Source organism: Pseudomonas sp. BN417 (genome assembly GCF_029871205.1).
Classification (GTDB): Bacteria; Pseudomonadota; Gammaproteobacteria; order Pseudomonadales; family Pseudomonadaceae; genus Metapseudomonas.
The window spans coordinates 103531-120806 of record NZ_SSOJ01000141.1 but is presented as its reverse complement, the minus strand read 5'-3'; the positions used below and the strand labels follow the sequence as shown (position 1 = coordinate 120806).

The window sequence follows — 17276 nt, the reverse complement described above, 5'->3', positions numbered from 1 at the left end:
TCGGCTGCTGATCGATAGAAAAGCGCAAATAGGTGCACCTACTTATCGGTCAGGTCGATAGCTTGCGCGCATCCCAAAGGCGCCGGGCCTCTTCGAAGGCCTGCTCGCGCGCCATGCCAAGGCCGTGAAGGGCCAAGGCCATGGTCGAGTGGATGGCCAACTGGCCATAGTCATCCTCCGTTTCGCCGCGCCAGACGGCCACCAGCTGGCTGGCATCCAGACTTTCCGGTTTCACGTGGCGCAGGGCGGAAAGCGCCGGCCATTCCTCGTCCCAGGCCTGGCCATCCGTGGTGCCGTAGAGGTGGCAGGTGCCATCGGGATTGACCTCGATCTCGCCACCTTCGCCCTTGATCACGATGGCGTGATCGCCGAGCAGTTGGCTGGCCTCCCGGTGCACGCCCTGGTAGCCAGGATGGAAGATGCTTTGCAGGCCGCAACGTGCGCCCAGTGGGTTGAGGATGCGTGCCAGGGAATGAATGGGGGAGCGCAAACCAAGGGTGTTGCGCAGGTCGATCATCCGCTGCAGCTGTGGTGCCCAGGCTCCGAGGGGGATGAACGCCAGTTGGCGCTCCTCCAGGGCCTGGGCCACCTGTTGCCAGTCCTGGCAGAGGGGGATGTCCAGCAGCTCCAGGAGCTGCTCGCTGTAGAGCCGCCCGGCGGTGTGGGCGCCGCCACCATGCAGGAGGATGCGCAGGCCGCTGTCGGCCAGGGCCTTGGCGGCGAGCAGGTACCAGGGCAGGTGGCGCTTCTTGCCTGCGTAGCTCGGCCAGTCGAGGTCGACGGCGATTTCCGGTGCCTGGTTGCGCTGGCGGAAGGCTTCGGTGAAGCCAGCCAGTTCCTCGGCGTTTTCTTCCTTGTGCCGCAGCAGCATGAGAAAGGCACCCAGCTGGGTGTCTTCCACTTGGCCATCGAGAAGCATGCCCATGGCGTCGCGGGCTTCCTCGCGAGTCATGTTGCGGGCGCCGCGCTTGCCTTTGCCGAGCATGCGGACGAACTGGGCGAAGGGGTGTTCCGGAGGTGTTATGAGGTTCATAGGCAATTGGTCGGCTTGGGCAGGCCGGCGAGCTTGGCGGCAAGCTTGGCGGGCGCGCCCTTGAACAGGCGGTTGAGGTGCAGGCTGTTGCCCTTGTCCGGGCCTAGCTTCTGCGCCACGTACTTGACCAGCGGGCGGTTGGCCGGGGACAGCTGGAATTCGGCGTAGAAGCCGCGCAGCAGATCGAGGATCTCCCAGTGCTCCGGTTGCAATTCCAGCTCTTCGCGCTCGGCCAGGGCGTGGGCCACGGCCGGGGACCAGTCGGCCAGCTCCCGGAGGTAGCCGTCCTTGTCCAGCGGGATGCTGCGGCCTTCAATCAGCAATTCGCTCATAACCAGCTGTTCACCTTGTCGTAGTGGCAGCAGAGCTCGACGAAGGCCGGGTAGTCCACCGCATTCAAACGATGCGGGCGGTCGAGCAAGGCTCGGGCTTCGAGGTCTTCCGCAAGGGCGTGCAGGGCGATGCTCTCGGGCATCAACTCCAGCGCCTGGCGGGCGACGCTGCCGGGCTGCAGTGCATACACGGCGTCGCCGCTGAGCAGCAGGCCGTCACCCGGTCCCAGCAGGCGAAGGCAACTGCCGAGGCGGCTGTCGGCGAAGGGGGAGTGGGAAAGGATGTGCAGGGTGGCCATCAGAGGGTGAGCACCTGGTCATAACGGTCGATTAGGGCGGTCAGGGCGCTGTCGTCAAGGACCTCCACCGCCAGGTTCAGGAGGGCGGATTCCAGGCCGCGCTCCTGCAGGCTGCGCGCCGAGGCGTACAGCGACTCCACGCCGAACAGCGGCAGGGCCTGCAGGTTGGCGGTCAGATCCTTCTGCTGGACGTTTGCCGGCTGCTGGGCAGCGACCAGCTGGAATACCCCGTCATCGAGGAACAGCATCCCCAGGGGCAGGTCGAAGGCGCCTCCGGCGAGCGCGATATCCAGTGCCTCGCGGGCGTTCGGCCCGGTCCAGGGCGCCTGGCGGCTGATGATCAGCATGGACTTCATATCAATTGCCTCCGAAGCAGACCAGGCGATCGGCCATCTGCGCGGCCTCGTGCAGTTGCCCCAGGCCGGACAGCTCCCAGCCATCCGCCAGGTTGGCTGCCGGCCGTGAGTAACGCTGCGCTTCCTCGGCATTAAGCACGCCACGGCGCAACGCTGCGGCGATGCAGACGACGCCATCGAGCTGGTGTTCGCGAACGAAGGCGCTCCATTCCGCGGAGAGGTTCGGTTCGTCCTGAGGGGCTACGACATTGGCGGAGGCACTGTGTACCCCGTCCTGGTAGAAGAACAGGCGGGCTATCTCATGCCCGCCGGCCAGGCAGGCCTCGGCAAAGCGCAGGGCGCGCCGGGAGGAGGGCGCATGGGGCGGGGCGAACAGGGCGATGGCGAATTTCATGGTCGCTCGGGCGAATGGAAAACAGCTGGAATGATACGGCCAGACGCGTTCTTTTGCCCGCCCGCGCGCAGAAAAAAGCCCGCCGAAGCGGGCTAGTCCGAGGAGGCAGGCGATCAGTCGTCGCTGCTGAAAACGCCAAACAGCTGTAGCAGGCTGATGAACAGGTTGTAGATGGACACGTAGAGGCTGATGGTGGCCATGATGTAGTTGCGCTCGCCGCCATGGATGATGGCGCTGGTCTGGAAGAGGATGCAGACCGACGAGAAGATCACGAAGCCCGCGCTGATCGCCAGCTGCAGGCCGCTGATGTTGAAGAAGATGCTGGCGAGCATGGCGCCGATCAGGACGAAGAAGCCTGCGGTGATGAAGCCGCCGAGGAAGCTCATGTCCTTGCGGGTGGTCAGCACGTACGCGGACAGGCCGAAGAACACCAAGGCGGTCATGGCGAAAGCCGAGCTGACCACTTCGCCGCCATTGGGCATGCCGAGGTACATGTTGAGGATCGGGCCCAGGGTGTAGCCCATGAAGCCGGTGAGGGCGAAGGTGGAGACCAGGCCCCAGGCGGAGTCACGCAGCTTCACCGTCAGGAAGAACAGCCCGTAGAAACCGATCAGCACCACGAAGATGCTGGGGTAGGGCACGCGCATCTGCTGGGCGAAATAGGCGACCAGGCCGCTGAACGCAAGTGTCAGGGCCAGCAGCCCGTACGTATTGCGCAGGACGCGGCTGACTTCCAGCTGCTCGGCCTGTGCAGGGTTGAGGGCATAGTTCTGTTCGTTCATCGCGACACTCCCGAAAGTTGATTCCGTGACCTTGGTCAGTTCTGGATCATAACAGAGGGCTTGAAAGCGCCAATTGCAAGAGTTTGACAGCGTGTTGCGTTCCGGTAGTATGGCGCCCCGCGCAAGCGGAGGTGTGGCCGAGTGGTTTAAGGCAGCGGTCTTGAAAACCGCCGAAGGGGAGACCCTTCCGTGAGTTCGAATCTCACCGCCTCCGCCATCTTTATAGCTGAAAGCCCCGGTATCCGGGGCTTTTGCGTTTCTGGGCGGTTCCCCAACCGTTCCCAGGCGCTACTGCCGGTTTCCGTTACTTATCCCATCATTTCCGTAGCTGGATTCTAGCGGGTCGCGCTGACCACCTCGCCAGCGCAACGGTAAACGGTCTTGGTGATCCGCTTACCGGTAGGCCGGAGCGTAGATCGATGCGGATCGCATTTGGGGCCGAGAAGAACAAGCGCAAGGCGAAATGGAGGGATTGGGCGCATGACCAGGTCAACGCGCTGAACCCGCCTGAATGCCTGGGCGCGGTGAAGCGTGCGCTGGCACGGATGGACTGACACAAAGAAGCCGCCGTGACCTCTAAAGGGCGGGAAAGTCTCGGCGGCAGGGGTGCGCCTTCTTGAGGGCGCTAGTTGTTATCGGGCCTTGTTAGCGCTCCTGGGGGCCGAACAGTGGAAGGCCGTAGGAGTCGACGCCGATCATCTTGCTTAGGGCATCTTCTGCTGCCTTGTGGGCGTCAGTTCGGGTAGCGAAGTGTGCGTGGTCGTATACGAGGTGAAGCCGTGAGCCGGACATGTCCTCAAGCGGCTGGACGGCAATGAAGGCGAGGGCGTAATTGCCGTTGACGCGGGTTTCTGCCCAAGCCGAGTGATCTGGGAAGTCTCGTCTAGTCATTGCAACCTCCTCTTTTGAGGGGAGGGAGAAGTTTCACCATTACACCCCTGACGCCGATGTGGCGACTAAATCGACCAATGGGGTACGCCGCCAGAGCAGGGGCACGCGCTGAAGGCCGCTTGGTCCCTTGGCTGCTGGTCTATCGCCCGCTTATCGGTTCGAGCCGGTCGGGGAAGTCGTTCCGCACGTTGTCCCTGGCACGGTCGACCCTGAGCCACTCGAACACCGCGGATGGCTCGCCTCGCCGCAGGACCATCACCTCGACGCGTTCCTTGGATATGGCCGGGTCCAACCATTGCCAGGCGGGTGCAGGGGATAGCACCAAGCGGCCGGTGCAGCATTTCATCGCCGTCGACGTTCAGTTGCTGTGCCTGGGCGTTGGGGGGAGGTGGTGCCTGGATGGTGCTTCGTCGGTCTCTCGGAACGGCTCCGGACTTCGGTCATCAGGTAGACAAGCTCGCGGAAGGTGCCGAACGGAGCACTGCGGCTGCACATGACCACTTTCTCTTCCGATTGGGAATGGGGCGCCGGCCATCAGGCTGGCACGGCGCCTTTGACATACCCGGTGGCGACCATCGCCGTATCCACGTGGTTGATGGTGGCGATGATGCGTTCCGCATCGCTCAGCGCTGGTGCCATGGTCCAGCGCCGGGTGTGGTCGTTGCCGATGCGCACCATGCCGAGGTGGCTGCCAAGTCTGCTGTCCACTTCGGGCACCGGGTCGAAGAAGCCCAGGCTGTAGCGCAGACGGCGGATATCGGCGGGAGCTCCGGTAAGGAACAACCAGCCCTGCTGCGCGCCATATTTGTCGGCGTAGGCCTTGAGCGCCGCCGAAGTATCCAGTTCCGGCTGCAGGGTAATGGAGTACATGAAAACATCGCGGCCCAGGCGCTCACCGAGCAGGGTCTGCAACTTGCGCAGGTTGGCGGTCACGGTCGGGCAGTTGCCCGTGCAGTGGACGTACATCATGTTGATGGCGACCACTTTGCCGCGTATCAGGTCATCGTAGAAGCGCACCTTGCGCCCGTCCTGGGTCTCCAGCAGGACGTTGGGGAAAGGCGTGTCGGTCGCCTTGCGGACTCTAAGGCTGTCTGGGGGGCTGTCGGGGATGGCGTAGCTGATGGCGCCGCCCACGGCGGCGAGCCCGAGACCACCGAGGAGTTTGCGTCGAGTGTTCATGAGCGGCCTCCTTGGTTCGGCGTATCGCTGCTGGTCATGCTGCTACCGCTTCCGCTGTTCGGCGATGGCCCGCTGTTGTCGAGCACGATGTCCCACCGGCCCATCATGGCGTGGTCCTCGTGGATCATGTTGTGGCAGTGGATCGGGTACTTTCCGAGGAAGTCGCGGAAGCGCAGGAAGATCCGCAGCGTGACATTCTCGCCCACCACGTAGACGTCCTTGCGGCCTTGTTCGTGCGGCGGTACCGGCACCTCGAGTCCATTCTCTGTCTTGCTCAGGATGCGGCCTTCCTCAAAGTGGATATGGATGGGGTGTTGCCAACCGTCGTCGGGGTTTACCAGCTCCCAGACCTCTGCGCTGCCCTGGCGAATCTCCGCATCGGCCCGGGTGGGATCGAAGAAGCGCCCGTTGATGTCCCAGAGGCCGCTATTGCGCTGGAAGATCCAGCGCCGGACCGGCGCCGCGGCGATTTCCGCCGGGTCCAGAGGGCGCAGCTCACGTAGCGTATCGGGCACCTGGCTGACATCGGCCTCGGGCGGGAAGCGGTCGACGATGATTTTCAGGAGGCGCACACCGGGCTCGCGCACATCGTCGGGCCGGCGGGTGTCTTCCGACCGGTGTCTCAGACGGTTCACCACGTACAGCTCGGTACCGATGGGGTACGGCGAGAAGTCGACCACGATGTCCCCGCGTTCGGCCACGCCCAGTCGCACGTGGGACTGATTACGCAGCGGGGCGGGCAGCAGGTTGCCGTCGTTGGCGATGTAGGTGAATGTCTGTTCCTGGTCGTCGGGTGTGACCAGGTAGAACTCGTAGAAGTGGCTCGGCCCGCTGTTCAGCAGGCGGAAGCGATACTTCCTGGCGGCGACCCGCAGTACCGGCTCGATGATCCCGTTCACGGCGAACTTGTCGCCCAGAACGCCTTCGGGGCCGACCTGATCCCAGAACAGGATGCCGTCGGGGTCGAAGCGCTTGTCGCTGAAGGCCAGGGTGTAGTCGTAGGGATAGCTGGGCAGGCGCAGCGCGGCGGGGTTGGAGTCGTGCTCGTTTCCGGAGTCGATGTCGTCGAACAGCAGGTAGAAGCCCACCATCCCCTTGTAGACGTTGGGGGCGGTGAAATCCATGGTGTGGTCATGGTAGAACAGCGTGCCCAGGCCCTCCCGCGGGTCGCCGATGCCGTTCTGGAACTCGTCGAAGCCGGCGGCGTAGATGTTGCCGTAGTGGTGGTCCAGGAATTCGCCTGGCGAGGCCAGTGTCGGGCCGAACTTGGTGGCGCTGTAGAAGTCGCCGGGGAAGCCGTCGCTTTCCGACGCGGTGTGGGCGTTGTGCAGGTGCGTCGAGATTTCCGGCGAGCCAAAGCCCTGGTGGTCAGCCGGCAGGCGGTTGCGGATGCGCACCACGATGGGCTGGCCATAGCGGGCGAATATCACCGGGCCGGGGGTGGTCGCATCCGGCCCGTTACCCTGGAAGCCCCAGATTGGTTGCAACGGATAGGCTTCGTTGAATTGCCACAGCGTATTTTCCCGGGCGATCAGCTCGTAGGTCAGTGCCACGCCCAGCTCGTTGAAGCGCTGGTGGGGCGCGCGACCGGCTTCACCGGCAGCGGTGTTGGCCTGTTCGGTGGGGGCGGGGGTGAGGAGCACCGGCGCCAGCAGCGTGATCTGCTCGGCCAGTTCCAGGGTCCAGGGGATGCTCGGCGGGCTGGGTGGGAAGACCGGGCGGACTTCCTCGTCGCCCTTGCCCTGGATGCGTACGGAGCGGGCGATCAGCGGTGCGGCCAGCGCGGCTGCGGACACTTTGAGGAAGGTTCTGCGGGATTCGCTCGGGACCGCGCACCTGTTGCTGGGTGTTCTGGGCGTGTTCATGGGGCCTCCCTCCCCCAAAAAAAGATTCTTGTTATTCAGGGATAAGGGCGCTACCGCTTTGATTCAGTTTATTGCCGGCGCACTGCGTTTAGGTGCCGATATCCTGACGAATTTCTTATCGTAACATTTTGTAACTTGAACTGAGTCAAAATAATGTCAATCGACTCCGCTCCTGCAATTAATTACCAACAATAAAAGGAGGCTGCTGATGAATAGCGGTCTCCTGGCGAACTCCAAGCGCCCCATCCATCCACGAGCCCCTGGCCTTCCAGCGCTGAATCGTGCTTCTGGGCGATGCTGCGGAGGATTTTGCTGAGGGTGGTTTGGTGCCAGCTGCGTTCGCGCCATTTGGCGAGGCCGGCGGGCAGGTCGGCGCTGCAGGTGTGGTCGGGAGCACCGCCGTGTTCGGTTTCGTCGACGGTGTAGCTGCCTTGGTCCACCAGGCCGGTGTCGCTCCAGCCGACCCTGGACCACTGGAACACCGCGGACGGCTGGCCTCGCCACACGACCATCACCTCGAGGTGTTCCATGGATATGGCCGGGTCCAGCCATTGCCAGGCGGGTGCAGGGGATAGCACCAAACTGCCGGCGCAGCATTTCATCGCCGTCGACGTTCAGTAGCCGTGACTGGGCGTTGGAAGGAGGTGGTACCTGGATAGTGCTTCGTCGGTCTTCCGGAACGGCTCCGGAATCCGGTCATCAGGTCGACACGCTCGCGGAAGGTGCCGAACTGAACACTGCGGCCCCATATGACCACATTCTCTTCAGTGGGGAGTTCGCGAGGCTGCATCAGCTTCCTAGTGGCGTATTTTCAATATCCCACAATCTCCCGATACCGCCGTTGGTACTCCTCGTATCTCAGGCCTTCGCGGTTCAGTTGCTCGAGTTGCAGCTCTCTCGTGGGGGCGGGGTCAATTGCGCGGGCAGCCGAGATTTCAGGTGCGATCTGGCTGGGTTCGGACGTGCTATCGGCGGACCGAATCTCGTCGACGATGCCCTTGGCAAATGCCTGGATCTGCACATCGGTCATCGCTGAGGAAATGCCTTCCCAGGTGGGAGCGCTGGTGTTGTAGCCGCGCTCCCCGTACTCCTTGGCCGTCTGCGCGTCCAAGTAGATAACCCTTGCATCCACCCAGGCGTCGTCCGCGGGCTCGGACTCGGTGACATAGCGGAAGTCATTCACCTTGATTACCAGGAGCAAGCCCGGAGTGGGCGCGGTCGAAATGGGGCCGACCTGCTCGGTTACGGAATACCCGTAGGTCGAAGCTTCACTCTGTATGGCCGCGCGCCAAGAGGATTTGAACTGGTCCCAGTCGGCGTTCCTGAAAACGTTGTTACCGGCCTTGAAGTTGACGATCAGCTGCGATCTGGCATCGGAGGGCAAGTCGAGTCGGGGCGACGGTTCCTCATTGGTCAGATCGGCTGCACACCCAGTCAGGAGTACGGCAGCGAGTAGCAGCAGAGCGGCGCGCATGGAGGCCTCCTTGTCATGGCGTGAAGACTCCATCTTATCCAGTCTGGCCTTCACGCGACTACGGGTTGGGGTGCTCCTACAGCTTCATATTCGCTTCTTTAATGACCTCGCAATCTCCCGATTCCGGTTCTTGGATGCGGGGCTGACGTTGCTCCTTGATGCGGTGGCCTTGGCTGTACTGCCAGCCTGAGCTACGCCTGTCGGCATCGGGACCGTCCTTGCTGATGAATCTGGCAAAGTGCTTGGCACCATAGCCGTGAAACTGTGACCGAGTGGATCGGCTATTCATGCCGGCGAGGCCACGTGTTGCTGAGAATCTGGCTCGCAAGGGGGTAAGCTGTCCTCTTTGTTAGACTCGACGCAGTGCTGCTAAAAGCCTCAAAGGTGATTCAGATCGAATCCATTGGATGGATATGTTTCAAGAGCCCCGCGCTGAGCGGGGCCCCGCCTAGGTACGGCGTTCATACACTAGGTCCTGGTGTTCAGCCTCTCGCATTCACCCATCGCCAGGGCCTCTTGTTCATGCTTGCCGCCGACATAGTCGCCAGTAGCCCTGTCGATGATCCGGTAACAGTAAGCATCAAGCGCGGTTCCTCCGATAACTTCACCATTTCTGATCCCTTTGGCCTGTGCTCGTGGGACCCTTTTCACCGAGAAGCGTGCACTCATGGTGGAACCCCTTGTGTAGGTAGAAGTGGAACATTTTTGATAGCCGTACCTTGCCGATCTCGCAACCTTGAAGTCGAAACGGATCGTTTCGGGGGCAAGTAGAGCCCCTGACTGAGCTGGTTTGCAACGAATCATCGAGGAGCGGCTGGAGACCGTTGCGCGGCGGTGTGCCGCAGGTGATCGCGACCCAGGTTTGGGTGGAGAACGAGTTGGAGCCGGTTCAGGTGTGGCTCCAGCAGGCGAGTCGGGTGAGGTTTGAAGAAGAATCCACGGGGGATCTCGAACAGGGCTTTGCCGAGTCCGGCGGGACAGGAGTGATTTCAAGCCGTTAGCGGGTCACGAATCGATGTGAGGAGAAGTCGCAAGCCCAGACTCTTCAGGGTATGCGACTCCCTGTTGATGCGTCCTTCAAGCTCCTGGGGCGTCTTCTACCGATATGCCTGCGCGTTCATTGCGGAGATCGCGGGCCTCGTGCCGGCTCTCTACCACGTCGATATCCGGTGCGTCGGGCACGTTGTTGGGTTCAGGTTCTGCCTCGACGACATCGACGTCCCGCGCGTAGGGGGCATTCTCCGCAACCTCTCTGGCAGCATCGGCGGCGTCTTCATCGGCTTCTCTGGTTGCATCTGCTTCAGCTCTGGCAGCGTCTCTAGCTGCATCTGCATCATCGTCCAATCGGCAAGCGTTCAATGTGTGACGGAATATTGACGATCTCGTCTTGCTGACTGCGTATGCCACTTTCGTATCGCCAATTTCATGCCGTTTTACGCCTCTGGATCCCTCCGATCTGGCCCGGATTTCACAGGATTCCGCTCTCGCTGATATCCCTCTGCTATCTATGCGACCGCTCATCCCTGAGCGGTAGCTGCAATTGAACCTGTTTTTCCTCTGCGCAAGGCTCTAATTCGGGCGTTTCAGGTTAGCTCTTAAGGATTGTCAACATGATGACAATCGGCCATTTACAATTTGATACAAATGCACTTTAGTCATGTTATTGACGTTCTGCGGCGCTAAACAAAACGAGCGAAGCTCAATCGCCCATAACTTCACTGGTGCAGTTTTTATAGAGATGCCTTGAGGTTTCCGTCCAGTGTCGAGGGCCAGCAACTGGAGAGAGTCATGAAACGCCCTGACTGCGAGCACGCAACAGGTCGGCCGGAGGATGCGGCAGACGGCGAGGGGAGAAGGAGATTCTTGAAACTGACGGCAGCGACGATGGCGGCGCCGCTGCTGATGACTGGGCGACAGGCCCGGGCCGGTGACGACGAGCCGGCGCCACCAGTGTTCCCGCCCAGCCCGGCGACTGTCCCCTGGGCGCACGAACTACCCACCCAGGTGAATCCGATACTTGCCGTGGCGTCCCTCAGTCCAGCACCAACCGAAGCGCCCAACATCGCCGCCGGTGAGGCGGGGCGCAATCCGCACCAGCGCTGGGCGCAGTTCTCGCCGGGCGCATTGCTCTACGAGATCAGTGCCAAAGAGCGCAATGACTGGGTCTACAGCCCGTCCTACCCGCCGCAGCGTATCTGGGGTTATCAGGCGAACACGCCGGACTTGACCATGCCCAGCACGACCTTCTTCGCGCGTTACGGTCGCCCGCTGATCTGTCGTATCCATAACAAGCTGCCGCAGAACCATGTGGGGTTCGGTACGCCGGAAATCTCCACCCACTTGCACAACCTGCACTGCGGTTCGGAGAGTGACGGCTTTCCGGGTGACTACTACAGCCCAACCAAGCACGGCCCGACCCTGTCTGCAAATGGCGAATTCAAGGATCACCTGTACTCCAATGTGAAAGCCGGGTTCGAAGCTCGTCAGGACCTGGTGGGAGACCCCACCGAGGCGCTGGGCACGCTGTTCTACCATGACCACACCCTGGACTTCACAGCGCCCAATCTCTACCTGGGGCTGGCCGGTTTCTATTACATATTCGACGAACTGGATTCAGGTAACGAGGCCGATTCGAACCCCAGCGCGCTACGGCTGCCCAGCCATCCGTACGACTATCCGCTCAACTTCAACGACCGGCGATTCGACGCCAGCGGCAAGCTGTTCTACGACCAGGTGAACCCGGAAGGGGTACTGGGCGACAAGGTATTGGTAAATGGTCGCATCGAACCCGTGCTGCGGGTGGCTGCGCGCAAGTATCGCTTCCGTCTGCTGAATACGGGGCCTAGTCGCTTCTATAACTTCGCCCTGGTTTCGCCGAACAACGTGATGCAGAAGTTTGCCCATATCGCCAATGACGGCAATCTCTTCACCGCGCCGCTGCTGAACCAGACCAACGTGAGCATCGGCGTTGCCGAGCGTGCCGACATAGTTGTCGACTTCTCCAAGTACCTGATCGGCACCCAGTTGTACCTGGTCAATCGGGTGCGCCAGGACCTGACCCGCGGACCCAAGGACATCAAGGACCCCGGCGTGCGGGTGCTGAAAATCATCGTCGACCGCTACCCGCCGGCCCAGGACCTGAGCCGTGTACCAGCGACCCTGCGCCCCCTGCCGTTGGTCACGCAGGCCGAAATCAACTCCGCGCCGGTGCGGCGCTGGATCTTCGAGCGTGACAAGGGCATGTGGGCGATCAATGGCAAGTTCGTCGATGTGAACAGCCCGAGGGCGCAGATTCCCAAGGGCGGTTACGAGATCTGGGAGCTGTCCAACGTCGACGACGGCTGGACCCACCCCATCCATATCCACTTCGAGGAGGGGCGGATCATCCAGAAAATCGTCAAGGGCGTGAGCGTCCCCATTCCGCCCCACGAGCAGGGGCGCAAGGATGTCTATGTGGTCGAGCCCTTCACCACGTTGCGGATATTCCTGCGCTTCCGCGACTACAAGGGCAAGTACCCCATGCATTGCCACAACCTGATCCACGAAGACCACGCGATGATGCTGCGCTGGGACATCGTCTGAGGCTGGCTGCGGAGCACCCTTGAAGTGGGAGGAATCACCATGAACACGCGAAGAACCATGTTGGCTGGAATCGGCGGCGCCGCTGCTCTGCTGGCGGGGTGGGCGGCCACGCGCGGCGCTGGCGGGCGAGTCGAAGCCGCTCCCGGAAATGGCGCAGGCGCCATCCCGTTCCCCAATGTCACGCTCTATACCCAGGATGGCCGCAAGGTGAAGTTCTACGACGACCTTATCCGCGGCAAGGTCGTCACCTTCAACATGATGTATACGCAGTGCACCGGCAAGTGCCCGACCATGACGGCGAACCTGCGTCAGCTCCAGCAGTTACTGGGGGATAGGGCAGGGCGGAGTGTCTTCATGCATTCCATTACCCTGCAGCCGTTGCTGGACACGCCGGAGGTGCTCAAGGCCTATGCGGAGAAATACCGCATTGGCCAGGGCTGGCAGTTCCTTACCGGCGACCCGGAGGATATAGAAGCTGTTCGCTTTAGCCTGGGCTTCTATGACATCGACCCGGAGATCGATAGAAACCTGACCAGCCACACCGGCCTGGTGCGCATGGGGAACGACAAATATCAGCGCTGGACCATGGCGCCAGCGCTGACCGGGTCGCAGCACATACTGTCCACGCTGAACCATGTCGATCGTGAATGGGGCGCAAGTTCCTGAAGAAAATACGCGAGGGTGTCTCCTGGTTTACAGGAGCGCCCTCCATTTCCTGGTCCCGACATTTTCAAATCTCACCTCAACTAAATGGCGCAAGTAGCGGTAAAATATGCGCTTTCATTATTCGCTCGTGCCTGTTTTCCGTTCCGACGTAAAATCGGTGGATGGAAAATTGACGCTTGCCGATTGGCGGTCACCAGCAACTGGCGCTAGGTCATTCTCCGGTCATTTGCTAATGTGAACCTCATTCGAACAAGCTTGCTGCTGCGGCAGCGCGCGATGCACTGAGAGGTGTCGCTTGATTAGGGTGCTGGTGGTCGACGACCACGATCTGGTAAGAACGGGGATTACCCGCATGCTGGCCGATGTCGATGGCCTGCAGGTGGTGGGGCAGGCCGACAGCGGCGAAGAGGCGCTCAAGAAAGCAAGGGAACTCAAGCCTGACGTGGTCTTGATGGACGTCAAGATGCCCGGCATCGGCGGCCTGGAGGCGACCCGCAAGCTTCTGCGCAGCAATGCCGACCTCAAGGTGGTGGCGGTTACCGCCTGCGAGGAAGATCCTTTCCCGACCCGGCTGTTGCAGGCCGGTGCGGCGGGCTATCTGACCAAGGGCGCCGGTCTGGAGGAAATGATCCAGGCGATCCGCCAGGTCTTTGCCGGCCAGCGCTTCATCAGCCCGCAGATTGCCCAGCAATTGGCGCTCAAGTCATTCCAGCCGCAAGCGAATGGCTCGCCCTTCGACCTGCTGTCCGAGCGCGAAATCCAGATCGCCTTGATGATCGCCAACTGCCAGAAGGTGCAGAGCATCTCCGACAAGCTCTGCCTGTCGCCGAAGACGGTAAATACCTACCGTTACCGGATCTTCGACAAGCTATCCATTTCCAGTGACGTCGAACTGGCGTTGCTGGCCGTCCGACACGGCATGGTAGACGCCGTCAGCTAAGATGTCCGACTCCTTCGATGCCAGTGCTTTCCTCGCCGCCTGCAGCGGGCGTCCGGGTGTTTACCGGATGCTCGATGCCGGCGGCAAACTGCTTTATGTAGGCAAGGCGAAGAACCTCAAGAAGCGGCTCGCCAGCTATTTCCGCAAAACCGGCCTGGCGCCCAAGACTGCCGCGCTGGTGGGCAAGATCGCCCAGGTCGAAACCACCATCACCGCCAACGAGACCGAGGCGCTGCTCCTGGAGCAGACGCTGATCAAGGAATGGCGGCCGCCCTATAACATCCTGCTGCGGGACGATAAGTCCTATCCCTATGTGCATCTCAGCGAGGGCGACTTCCCACGCCTGAGCATCCATCGTGGAGCCAAGAAGCAGAAAGGCCGCTACTTCGGCCCCTATCCCAGTGCGGGCGCCATCCGCGAAAGCCTCAATCTGCTGCAGAAGGCCTTCCTGGTCCGTCAGTGCGAGGACAGCTACTACAAGAACCGCACCCGGCCTTGCCTGCAGTACCAGATCAAGCGCTGCAAGGGGCCCTGCGTCGGGCTGGTGGACCCTGCCGAATACGCAGCGGACGTACGCCACTCGGTGATGTTCCTCGAGGGGCGCAGCAATGCACTGACCCAGGAGCTCTCGACCGGCATGGAGGAGGCGGCGCAGCGTCTGGACTTCGAGCGTGCTGCTGAACTCCGCGACCAGATCGGCATCCTGCGCCGGGTCCAGGACCAGCAGAGCATGGAAGGCGGCACTGGCGATATCGATGTGGTCGCCGCCATTGCGACGCCGGGCGGCGCCTGTGTCCACTTGATCAGCGTGCGTGGCGGGCGTGTGCTGGGCAGCAAGAATTTCTTCCCGCAGGTGGCAATCGAGGAGGAGTCGGCAGACGTGCTGGTGGCCTTCATCGGCCAGTACTACCTGGGCAACCAGGAGCGCGATCTGCCCGGCGAACTGATCGTCAATACCACTCATGAAGACTTCCCCACGCTGATCGCAGCCCTGGCCGAATTGCGTGGCCGGGAGCTGGATATCAGCCATCGAGTGCGCGGCACCCGTGCGCGCTGGCAGCAACTGGCGGTCACCAATGCCGAGCAGGCCCTGGCCGCGCGGCTGGCCAACCGGCAGCACACCGCCGCGCGCTTCGAAGCCCTGGCCGAAGCCCTGGGGCTGGACGAAGCGCCCCAGCGCCTGGAGTGCTACGACATCAGCCACTCCAGCGGCGAGGCCACGGTGGCCTCCTGCGTGGTGTTCGGGCCGGAAGGTCCGCTGAAGTCGGACTACCGCCGCTACAACATCGAAGGCGTCACCGCCGGCGACGACTACGCGGCCATGCATCAGGCGTTGTCGCGCCGTTTCAGCAAGCTGAAAGACGGGGAGGGCAAGCTGCCCGATGTACTCCTGGTGGACGGCGGCAAGGGCCAACTGACCATGGCCCAGGAGGTCCTGCAGGAACTGGCGGTTCCCGAGCTCATCCTTCTCGGTGTAGCCAAGGGCGTGACCCGGAAACCCGGTTTCGAAACCCTCTACCTGAACGACGCCGCCCACGAGTTCACCCTGCCGGCGGACTCTCCGGCTTTGCACCTTATCCAGCAAATCCGCGACGAAGCGCACCGCTTCGCCATTACCGGGCACCGCGCACGGCGTGGCAAGGCGCGTCGCACCTCCAGCCTGGAGGAAGTGGCCGGAGTAGGGCCCAAGCGCCGCCGTGAGCTGCTCAAGCACTTTGGCGGACTACAGGAGCTGAGCCGTGCCAGCATCGAGGAGATCGCCAAGGCGCCCGGCATCAGCAAAAAGCTTGCTGAGTCGATTTATGCGGCCCTTCACAGCGAGTAGAATGCGGCCTTCCTTCAGAACCAGCCGTAACGATGAATATTCCAAACCTGCTCACCGTTCTGCGCGTACTGCTCATTCCCGTCTTCATCCTGCTGTTCTATCTGCCGTTCTCCTGGAGCTATCTGGCAGCCAGCGCAGTGTTCGCCATTGCCGCGGTCACCGACTGGTTCGACGGCTATCTGGCCCGGCGCTGGCAGCAGAGCACACCTTTCGGCGCCTTCCTCGACCCGGTGGCGGACAAGCTGATGGTGGCCGTGGCGCTGGTGCTGTTGGTGGAAGAGCATCACAACCTCTGGCTGACTCTGCCGGCGGCTACCATCATCGGTCGCGAAATAGTGGTGTCTGCGCTGCGCGAATGGATGGCCGAGCTCGGTGCTCGCGCCCATGTCGCGGTATCCAACCTCGGCAAGTGGAAAACTGCGGCGCAGATGGTGGCACTGGTCATCCTGCTGGCCAATCCTCCGCTGTTTACCTTCTGGGTAGCCATCGGCTATTTCCTGCTGATCCTGGCGGCTGCCCTGACGCTGTGGTCGATGCTGCATTATCTGCTGGCGGCCTGGCCGCACCTCAGCACCGACCCGCAGGAAAAATAAAAGTTTTTTGAATCAAGGGGTTGACGGACGTTTCTGTTCCTATAGAATGGCGCCCGTCACCAAGACAAAGCGGGAATAGCTCAGTTGGTAGAGCACGACCTTGCCAAGGTCGGGGTCGCGAGTTCGAGTCTCGTTTCCCGCTCCAGTTTCACGCGATGACGCCGCCGCCAGCGGCGTCTTCGTTTAGGCCGGATGGCAGAGTGGTCATGCAGCGGATTGCAAATCCGTGTACGCCGGTTCGATTCCGACTTCGGCCTCCATCTAAAAAGCCCCGTAGATCAAAAGTCTACGGGGCTTTTTTCTGCCTGCGAGAAATGTGAGGTTGCGGCAGCGTTCTTTTGCTTCAAGTTCGCGACCCGGATTCATTTGGCCACTGTTCTGCGCCTAAGTGATTGATTCGAAATTTTATTTGGGCTTAAATCAGCGCCCTGCACCAACCCCCCTCCGGCCCGGATGGCGAAATCGGTATACGCAGAGCACTTAAAATGCTTCGACCTTCGGTCGTGCGGGTTCGAGTCCCGCTCCGGGCACCATTCAAAATCAATGGCTTGCGCATCCTTCTTCGAACTGTTCTAGCTCCGGACAGCGTTCTTGAGCACGGCTTTTCGCATTCAATTCCAGGCCCGGCCGCGGCTGGAAGAAAAAGGTCTAAGAACGCCCGGCCGATTTCTGAGGCCTTTGCTAATCTCAAAAATGGTAGGTGGATACGCAGACTGATGCGCAAGAGGATAGCGAGGAGACGCGGGGCGCGTTCCCAAGGGTACACGGTTAGAAAGATCTCCCCGATGAGATCCAGCCCTTACGCCGTGTGAAGCAGAAGAGGTGACATGCTTCTGTCAGATGCCTGATAAACCTTGCAAGCCGGAAACCAGCGCCGGCCACCTACTACGAATTCCAGGCCCGCCATGTGCGGGCCTCTTCGTTTCAGGCGGCGATATCTGGGTGAAGCGCTTTTCTATATGATCGGCAGTTACCAGGCTGTAGGAATCGGCTGGCGCGAGCGCAGAACCTTTCACGCCACGAACGGACTAAGGCTGAAGTTGCGGTGTGCCCAGGTGGCGCATC

At 61.5% G+C, this 17276-nt stretch carries 18 protein-coding genes, 4 tRNA genes and 1 pseudogene; 10 read left to right on the top strand and 13 right to left on the bottom strand.

All coding sequences use genetic code 11. The annotated features are described in order from the left end of the window. Positions 1–49 precede the first annotated feature (49 nt). The 6 genes from E8F11_RS20535 to E8F11_RS20510 all read right to left on the bottom strand — a co-directional run bounded on the left by E8F11_RS20535 (position 50) and on the right by E8F11_RS20510 (position 3196). Entirely contained in the window at positions 50–1033 is a 984-nt protein-coding gene (locus E8F11_RS20535) for a glycosyl transferase family protein (RefSeq protein ID WP_280290712.1), read from the bottom strand. Then, a complete protein-coding gene (locus tag E8F11_RS20530; protein ID WP_280290711.1) occupies positions 1030–1365 on the bottom strand; it encodes a TusE/DsrC/DsvC family sulfur relay protein in 336 nt (111 codons plus the stop codon). Before E8F11_RS20530 ends, E8F11_RS20535 begins: the two co-directional genes overlap by 4 nt. Continuing rightward, the gene (gene tusB, locus E8F11_RS20525; protein ID WP_280290710.1) at positions 1362–1664 is read right to left on the bottom strand and encodes a sulfurtransferase complex subunit TusB; all 303 of its coding nucleotides are present in this window, start codon (positions 1662–1664) and stop codon (positions 1362–1364) included. Before tusB ends, E8F11_RS20530 begins: the two co-directional genes overlap by 4 nt. Continuing rightward, on the bottom strand, positions 1664–2020 hold the full coding sequence (gene tusC / locus E8F11_RS20520; RefSeq protein ID WP_280290709.1) for a sulfurtransferase complex subunit TusC: 357 nt from the start codon (positions 2018–2020) through the stop codon (positions 1664–1666). Before tusC ends, tusB begins: the two co-directional genes overlap by 1 nt. Position 2021: 1 nt before the next feature. After that, a complete protein-coding gene (tusD, locus tag E8F11_RS20515; protein ID WP_280290708.1) occupies positions 2022–2414 on the bottom strand; it encodes a sulfurtransferase complex subunit TusD in 393 nt (130 codons plus the stop codon). Positions 2415–2527: 113 nt separating this feature from the next. Next, positions 2528–3196 carry a Bax inhibitor-1/YccA family protein gene (locus tag E8F11_RS20510; protein WP_280290707.1) on the bottom strand — a complete coding sequence of 223 codons (669 nt, stop codon included), beginning with the start codon at positions 3194–3196 and terminating at the stop codon, positions 2528–2530. A 127-nt stretch (positions 3197–3323) separates the two neighbouring features. Here E8F11_RS20510 and E8F11_RS20505 point away from each other — a divergent pair. Beyond that, positions 3324–3413 (top strand) — tRNA-Ser (locus E8F11_RS20505). Positions 3414–3615: 202 nt separating this feature from the next. Then, complete coding sequence (locus E8F11_RS20500) at positions 3616–3750, top strand: hypothetical protein (RefSeq protein ID WP_280290706.1); 135 nt, start codon at positions 3616–3618, stop codon at positions 3748–3750. A 91-nt stretch (positions 3751–3841) separates the two neighbouring features. Here the strand turns inward: E8F11_RS20500 and E8F11_RS20495 are convergent, their stop codons facing one another. The 7 genes and pseudogenes from E8F11_RS20495 to E8F11_RS20465 all read right to left on the bottom strand — a co-directional run bounded on the left by E8F11_RS20495 (position 3842) and on the right by E8F11_RS20465 (position 9949). After that, complete coding sequence (locus tag E8F11_RS20495) at positions 3842–4087, bottom strand: hypothetical protein (protein WP_280290705.1); 246 nt, start codon at positions 4085–4087, stop codon at positions 3842–3844. Between the two features lie 534 nt (positions 4088–4621). Further along, entirely contained in the window at positions 4622–5266 is a 645-nt protein-coding gene (locus tag E8F11_RS20490) for an SCO family protein (protein ID WP_280290704.1), read from the bottom strand. Continuing rightward, on the bottom strand, positions 5263–7131 hold the full coding sequence (locus E8F11_RS20485; RefSeq protein ID WP_280290703.1) for a multicopper oxidase domain-containing protein: 1869 nt from the start codon (positions 7129–7131) through the stop codon (positions 5263–5265). The genes E8F11_RS20490 and E8F11_RS20485 overlap by 4 nt, the downstream gene beginning before the upstream one ends. Before the next feature lie 290 nt (positions 7132–7421). After that, positions 7422–7595 (bottom strand): annotated as a pseudogene (locus E8F11_RS20480) (phage late control D family protein); the annotation flags it as partial. A gap of 347 nt (positions 7596–7942) precedes the next feature. Further along, positions 7943–8605, bottom strand: a complete 663-nt coding sequence (locus tag E8F11_RS20475) for a hypothetical protein (protein ID WP_280290702.1) — start codon at positions 8603–8605, stop codon at positions 7943–7945. Positions 8606–9073: 468 nt separating this feature from the next. Further along, a complete protein-coding gene (locus tag E8F11_RS20470) occupies positions 9074–9274 on the bottom strand; it encodes a hypothetical protein (RefSeq protein ID WP_280290700.1) in 201 nt (66 codons plus the stop codon). Between the two features lie 408 nt (positions 9275–9682). Beyond that, complete coding sequence (locus E8F11_RS20465; RefSeq protein ID WP_280290699.1) at positions 9683–9949, bottom strand: hypothetical protein; 267 nt, start codon at positions 9947–9949, stop codon at positions 9683–9685. Positions 9950–10468: 519 nt separating this feature from the next. On the opposite strand from E8F11_RS20465, the gene E8F11_RS20460 reads away from it, so the two are divergent. From E8F11_RS20460 to E8F11_RS20425, 8 genes are all read left to right on the top strand, one after another. After that, positions 10469–12187 (top strand): multicopper oxidase domain-containing protein, encoded by a 1719-nt coding sequence (locus E8F11_RS20460; protein ID WP_348529787.1) that lies wholly within the window; start codon positions 10469–10471, stop codon positions 12185–12187. Positions 12188–12226: 39 nt separating this feature from the next. Further along, a complete protein-coding gene (locus tag E8F11_RS20455) occupies positions 12227–12853 on the top strand; it encodes an SCO family protein (protein ID WP_280290698.1) in 627 nt (208 codons plus the stop codon). 295 nt (positions 12854–13148) lie between these two features. Continuing rightward, the gene (uvrY, locus tag E8F11_RS20450; protein WP_280290697.1) at positions 13149–13793 is read left to right on the top strand and encodes a UvrY/SirA/GacA family response regulator transcription factor; all 645 of its coding nucleotides are present in this window, start codon (positions 13149–13151) and stop codon (positions 13791–13793) included. Position 13794: 1 nt separating this feature from the next. Continuing rightward, on the top strand, positions 13795–15618 hold the full coding sequence (gene uvrC / locus E8F11_RS20445) for an excinuclease ABC subunit UvrC (RefSeq protein ID WP_280290696.1): 1824 nt from the start codon (positions 13795–13797) through the stop codon (positions 15616–15618). 32 nt (positions 15619–15650) lie between these two features. Then, positions 15651–16211: a CDP-diacylglycerol--glycerol-3-phosphate 3-phosphatidyltransferase gene (gene pgsA / locus E8F11_RS20440; protein WP_280290695.1), complete on the top strand. Its 561-nt coding sequence runs from the start codon at positions 15651–15653 to the stop codon at positions 16209–16211. 69 nt (positions 16212–16280) lie between these two features. After that, a tRNA-Gly gene (locus E8F11_RS20435) sits at positions 16281–16356 on the top strand. A 41-nt stretch (positions 16357–16397) separates the two neighbouring features. After that, positions 16398–16471 (top strand) — tRNA-Cys (locus E8F11_RS20430). A 187-nt stretch (positions 16472–16658) separates the two neighbouring features. Continuing rightward, positions 16659–16744: transfer RNA gene (locus tag E8F11_RS20425), tRNA-Leu, on the top strand. Positions 16745–17276: the final 532 nt, after the last annotated feature.

Bases quoted from the DNA above. Each gene is read 5' to 3' on its own strand.
- E8F11_RS20535 (WP_280290712.1), bottom strand. From the start codon at position 1,033: ATGAACCTCATAACACCTCCGGAACACCCCTTCGCCCAGTTCGTCCGC.
- E8F11_RS20530 (WP_280290711.1), bottom strand. From the start codon at position 1,365: ATGAGCGAATTGCTGATTGAAGGCCGCAGCATCCCGCTGGACAAGGAC.
- tusB (WP_280290710.1), bottom strand. From the start codon at position 1,664: ATGGCCACCCTGCACATCCTTTCCCACTCCCCCTTCGCCGACAGCCGC.
- tusC (WP_280290709.1), bottom strand. From the start codon at position 2,020: ATGAAGTCCATGCTGATCATCAGCCGCCAGGCGCCCTGGACCGGGCCG.
- tusD (WP_280290708.1), bottom strand. From the start codon at position 2,414: ATGAAATTCGCCATCGCCCTGTTCGCCCCGCCCCATGCGCCCTCCTCC.
- E8F11_RS20510 (WP_280290707.1), bottom strand. From the start codon at position 3,196: ATGAACGAACAGAACTATGCCCTCAACCCTGCACAGGCCGAGCAGCTG.
- E8F11_RS20500 (WP_280290706.1), top strand. From the start codon at position 3,616: ATGCGGATCGCATTTGGGGCCGAGAAGAACAAGCGCAAGGCGAAATGG.
- E8F11_RS20495 (WP_280290705.1), bottom strand. From the start codon at position 4,087: ATGACTAGACGAGACTTCCCAGATCACTCGGCTTGGGCAGAAACCCGC.
- E8F11_RS20490 (WP_280290704.1), bottom strand. From the start codon at position 5,266: ATGAACACTCGACGCAAACTCCTCGGTGGTCTCGGGCTCGCCGCCGTG.
- E8F11_RS20485 (WP_280290703.1), bottom strand. From the start codon at position 7,131: ATGAACACGCCCAGAACACCCAGCAACAGGTGCGCGGTCCCGAGCGAA.
- E8F11_RS20475 (WP_280290702.1), bottom strand. From the start codon at position 8,605: ATGCGCGCCGCTCTGCTGCTACTCGCTGCCGTACTCCTGACTGGGTGT.
- E8F11_RS20470 (WP_280290700.1), bottom strand. From the start codon at position 9,274: ATGAGTGCACGCTTCTCGGTGAAAAGGGTCCCACGAGCACAGGCCAAA.
- E8F11_RS20455 (WP_280290698.1), top strand. From the start codon at position 12,227: ATGAACACGCGAAGAACCATGTTGGCTGGAATCGGCGGCGCCGCTGCT.
- uvrC (WP_280290696.1), top strand. From the start codon at position 13,795: ATGTCCGACTCCTTCGATGCCAGTGCTTTCCTCGCCGCCTGCAGCGGG.
- pgsA (WP_280290695.1), top strand. From the start codon at position 15,651: ATGAATATTCCAAACCTGCTCACCGTTCTGCGCGTACTGCTCATTCCC.